This is a genomic window from Bacillota bacterium, from assembly GCA_013314855.1.
Classification (GTDB): Bacteria; Bacillota; Clostridia; order Acetivibrionales; family DUMC01; genus Ch48.
Window position 1 is genome coordinate 1 of sequence record JABUEW010000203.1, and the last position, 4,393, is coordinate 4,393.

The following is a 4,393-nucleotide window of genomic DNA, read 5'->3' on the forward strand; positions in this document are numbered from 1 at the left end:
TCAAGTTTCATTTAACCTCACTCCTTTGTTGGTTTTTGGTTGGATTAAATTAATTTTTTTTCCACTCGGAGTGAGGTTCCTTTTTTCTTTGGGGCAAGTTGTTATCCCAAAATAATTTTACTCAATGAGAGGCGATAAGCGCCCCTGTATCGCGCTCCCATTCCATTCCCTCAGGAACTTACGTTTTTTGCGTTAGCCAGCAGGGAGTGCTCGCTTACCGGTCTATAGAATCGAAAGACTGCGCTGGCTCTACCCGCCGCCTCTACCGGAGCCCGTATTTCGGAGCGGGGTTTTCCCCAGTCACGGTCTTCACTGCGGTTAATGCCGTCTTCACCGGTCCCGTTGCAGTTGGCGTAGGAAGCGGCACAGGAGCTACCGCCTTTGTCTGGGCGCAAAAGAATAGAGAAAGCAAATTTGCCCTTTATGCTACTGCCGACGCCGGTGCCACCTGGCACAAGGTTACGGGTACCGAGACAAGAAATCCCTGTTCCCCGTACCGGGTAATCCCGGATATCCTGAATCCCGCAAAAGCTTATCTTTTCCCGGTTCCTCCGGGACAAGCCGCTATTTCCCTGCGTCACTTCTGGGAAACGCGGGATGGCGGCCGCGCGTGGCAGCCGCGTTCCTTACCGGGGAAGATTCCATCGGCAGATGGTTTTTTCTTTGACCCCACAGATCTGAGAAAAATCTGGGTGTGGTGCAGCTCGATGGGGAACTGGACAGGAGTCCAATATTCGGAAGACGGCGGCTTAACCTGGCAGCCACTCGAAATACCGGCAGAAAACCGCATCCACGGAGCGCTCATCAATCCTTTCACAGACGAACTGATAGTCACCGGCCGGCAGGTAATCTCCCGGTTGCATAAAGGCAAAGGGGAAGACCTGCGCAGGAAGTGTGGCATTTTAGAAAGAACTGATTTTGTGGCCGGACCGCCCATCTTGAACCCCCGGCAGAAAGAGGTACTCATTCCGGTATTTACGTACGAGAAAGGAACGGTAGCGGGCACGGTATACTCCTGCCGCTCCGGTGAAGAAGAAAAAATCGCCGTTATCCCGCCGATACAAGGAGAGCCAGTATATGCCTTCCTTTCGGAAGGTAAGTTTTACCTCTCCTTTGTGAACTTCAAGGGGCCGGGCCAAGTGTTAGAATATGAGCTTCCGCAGGAAACTGCATCATACCTGTGGCTTGCAGCCGGCGTAGGCGCTGTCTTGCTCTGCGGCGCGCTCCTTCTCTGTCGGAAACGGGGGGTTAAAAAGCGAATGCAGAATTAGTTACAACGGTTATTTTTTATGCAGGCAAAACTCGTTCGTGCACTATATAACCCGTTTGCGCCGCCTTTTGACCCGTTTGGGAAGATCAGGCAGGAATACGTCTTTCCGCGTCTAAAGGGATCTTCAGCACCGATTTCCGGGAAGTGAGAAGTATGCTCAAAACGGTCAAGACAAATCTCCTGCGGTTCGCATCAGCCTTGCTCCTGCTCGTAGCAGCGACGGGAGCAAGCACACTTTGCTGGTTCCACTGGTATCAGCCGAAATTGCCGGGAAAGGAATAACTGATATTCGGGATTAATCGCTCCATGCAAAGTGACCATATTTATCATTATGTTGCAGGAGAAGGGTTTAACAGCTATGATCCTTCAAGAAGAATTTGTTACTACTATGATTCAAATAATCTAACAAAGTAATTTGGGGGATAGGCACATGGAAGTTACTTTTTATTGTATGTCAGTATTGTGTAATGATAGGGGTTTAATTTTTTAGGTTTTTGAGATTTAAGCGAGTTACCTCTGGCCTTGTCAATCGACAAGGCCAGAGGATTTAATAATTTGTGTATTAAGCCTATGAAGGGGACGTCAAGTGAATGAAAAAAAGGATGCTTTTGATGATTATTTTAGCATTAACTATGTTAGCCTTAACCTCTTGTATCCAAAATAAGAATACAAGTCAGGAATCCATATCCAACAATTCTTCTGTTAGCAACGATGCCGATATCCAGCCGAAAAGCATCGAATTGGTGACAAAGAAAAATTATAAAATCAATGATGAGATTCCTATAGGCAATAATGCCGATATCATTGCTAAACAGGGAGAATTTAAAGCTAAAGCCTTTGGCCGCCCTGAAGCTACTTTACTTGGAACAGATGACAATGGCAATATCATTATCTTTAATTCTGATACGGAAGATATAGAAAGGGTAGATTTAGACGGGAATATTTCTATAGTGATGAATATCATGCAGGGACGCAAGAACCATGTTTATACTATAAAAAAACGGGGAGATATAGTCGCCTGGTCCGAATGCCCTCATGCCGATCAAGATCCTGCAACCGATCCTACCAACGGAGCGGATTGGGCCTTGTATTATGCCGACCTCAAGACAAAAACCATAACCAAAGTTGATGGATATAAACCAGGAATAGTGGTTCCGGAAAATGCCCAGTACCGATACCTCTGTCCCAACCAAATCAGTATAGCGTCGGATTACATCACCTATTGCTCTTGGGAACATAATCCGGATGGCGAAGTTACCAGTGTGATCAAACTATATACCATATCTACCGGTAAGTTGGAAACCCTTGACTATCTCAATGAAGATCTCACCAATCATGCCTTTGGAAATTCCAATGTTTCAGGCGACAAGGTAGTCTGGTGCAAAGCCTTGGTAAATCCTGACGGGACCTACACCGGCCACTCATATTTGTACGATATAAAAACCAAGGTCAAAGCAAAACTGGTTACCGATGAAAATATAATCAATCCCCGAATTAGCGGTAACTATATATACGCGGAAGGACATCCCAACAAAACCTTTTATGATGCCGAAGTGTGTATTTATGATATCGACAAGAACGAGTGGATTTATAAGATCAACAACGGTTATTCACTGTATAAATCGCGCAAAGATTACTATCTAACAAGTTTACAAGAATTCGAAAACTATCTGCTATGGAGTTCGGGCATCCCTTGGGGAATAACAATATTTAATCAGGAAGATAACAAGCTATATAATCTTGTTCCAGCTCCTGATGGAGTGAAAGTTGATGAAATTAAATATCCTCAACTCTTGGATGGAGGATTGTTGATTTGGCGTGATCTAAAATATGGAGAAACTTTTGGTAAAGATAAATTCACTTTTAGATATATTCTATTGAAGTAATCCATGATGGCTGCTTTTCAAGCGGAAAGTGTAGTGCCCCCTTTAGTCAAGACACGAAAACAAGGAGATAAGCTAGTCTGGCCCGGAGCAGAAAAAGGACGAAGAAGAAAAACCCCAAAAGCCCGATGGGCGCCGCGACACCGATGCTGACTTTAGCAAGAAAACGTACCGGGGACAAAGACGTGACGGAACTCTGTGGGAAAAAGTAGTTTCGTGGTTTGGCTATAAGCTTCATCTTGTCCGAGACAAACAAGCGCCGGGAGATGGCCTTCGGGGGGTTTGAAGAGGACCGGAAAACCTTGAAATATCGCTGTCCGGCCCGGCATTATGGGTTGGAGTGTAAGGGAATGAATCAGTGCTGTGCAACCGGATGAGTGCGCATTCCCCTGGAGGAAGACCGGCGGATCTTCACCCCACTGGCGCGGTCCAGCTACAAATGGGAGAGAACCTACAAGAAGCGTACGGTCGTGGAAAGAGTGAACGCCCGCCTGGACGAGGCCTTTGGGTTTGAAAAACACTTCATCCGGGGCCTGCAAAAAATGAAGCTGCGCTGTGCATTAGCACTAATCGTGATGCTGGCGATAGGGGTGGGCCGGATAGGGGAAAAACAAGGAATAAATATTAGGAATATTATCCACTTGTATTAATGACATCGAAGGTTTATACTATGTATAAACAAGGAAGGGGTGAAAATCATCATGCAACCTCATGTGCAAAAGTGGGGCAATAGCTTGGGGATTCGCATCCCTTTAGCGCTGGCCCAAAAAATCGGCCTTAAAGAAGGCACACCGGTTGATTTAGAGGCAAAGGATGACGCAATTATTATCCGCCGCAAACGTTACAGCCTGGAACAATTGCTGTCCCAGGTTACGCCCAATAATATTCACGGCGAAGTAGATACAGGAACTCAGGTTGGGCGGGAAATATGGTAAACGAGGTGGAAATGTATATTCCTGAACGGATGAGGAAGCCATTAAACGGGACGAGCAGTTCGACGGTTACTACGGCATCCAGACCAGTGAGAAAAACCTGAGTGCGAAAGAGGTGCTGGACACCTACCACAACCTCTGGAAGATCGAAGAGTCCTTACCTGTCATGAAATCCACCCTGGAGGTGCAGCCGGTCTTCCACTGGACGGAGCCGCGGATCAAAGGACACTTCGTAGTTTGTTTCCTGGCCTTCCTCCTTGCCCGCACCCTGGAACTCAGGCTGCAAGATGCCGGAATCAAGGCTTCTC

The 4,393-nt window shown here is 46.6% G+C and carries 4 protein-coding genes and 1 pseudogene; all 5 read left to right on the forward strand.

What is annotated here, in order from left to right; genetic code table 11:
• Positions 1 to 707: 707 nt before the first annotated feature.
• The 5 genes and pseudogenes from HPY74_19985 to HPY74_20005 all read left to right on the forward strand — a co-directional run bounded on the left by HPY74_19985 (position 708) and on the right by HPY74_20005 (position 4,088).
• On the forward strand, positions 708 to 1,271 hold the full coding sequence (locus tag HPY74_19985; GenBank protein NSW92889.1) for a hypothetical protein: 564 nt from the start codon (positions 708 to 710) through the stop codon (positions 1,269 to 1,271).
• A 152-nt stretch (positions 1,272 to 1,423) separates the two neighbouring features.
• Positions 1,424 to 1,552 (forward strand): cyclic lactone autoinducer peptide, encoded by a 129-nt coding sequence (locus HPY74_19990; GenBank protein NSW92890.1) that lies wholly within the window; start codon positions 1,424 to 1,426, stop codon positions 1,550 to 1,552.
• 308 nt (positions 1,553 to 1,860) lie between these two features.
• A complete protein-coding gene (locus HPY74_19995; GenBank protein NSW92891.1) occupies positions 1,861 to 3,156 on the forward strand; it encodes a hypothetical protein in 1,296 nt (431 codons plus the stop codon).
• 88 nt (positions 3,157 to 3,244) lie between these two features.
• Positions 3,245 to 3,803: pseudogene (locus HPY74_20000) on the forward strand (transposase).
• Positions 3,804 to 3,854: 51 nt separating this feature from the next.
• Complete coding sequence (locus HPY74_20005; protein NSW92892.1) at positions 3,855 to 4,088, forward strand: AbrB/MazE/SpoVT family DNA-binding domain-containing protein; 234 nt, start codon at positions 3,855 to 3,857, stop codon at positions 4,086 to 4,088.
• The last annotated feature ends 305 nt before the right edge of the window (positions 4,089 to 4,393 follow it).

Excerpts from the sequence above, each read along its gene's own strand:
- HPY74_19985 (NSW92889.1), top strand. The coding sequence starts at position 708 with ATGGGGAACTGGACAGGAGTCCAATATTCGGAAGACGGCGGCTTAACC.
- HPY74_19990 (NSW92890.1), top strand. The coding sequence starts at position 1,424 with ATGCTCAAAACGGTCAAGACAAATCTCCTGCGGTTCGCATCAGCCTTG.
- HPY74_19995 (NSW92891.1), top strand. The coding sequence starts at position 1,861 with ATGAAAAAAAGGATGCTTTTGATGATTATTTTAGCATTAACTATGTTA.
- HPY74_20005 (NSW92892.1), top strand. The coding sequence starts at position 3,855 with ATGCAACCTCATGTGCAAAAGTGGGGCAATAGCTTGGGGATTCGCATC.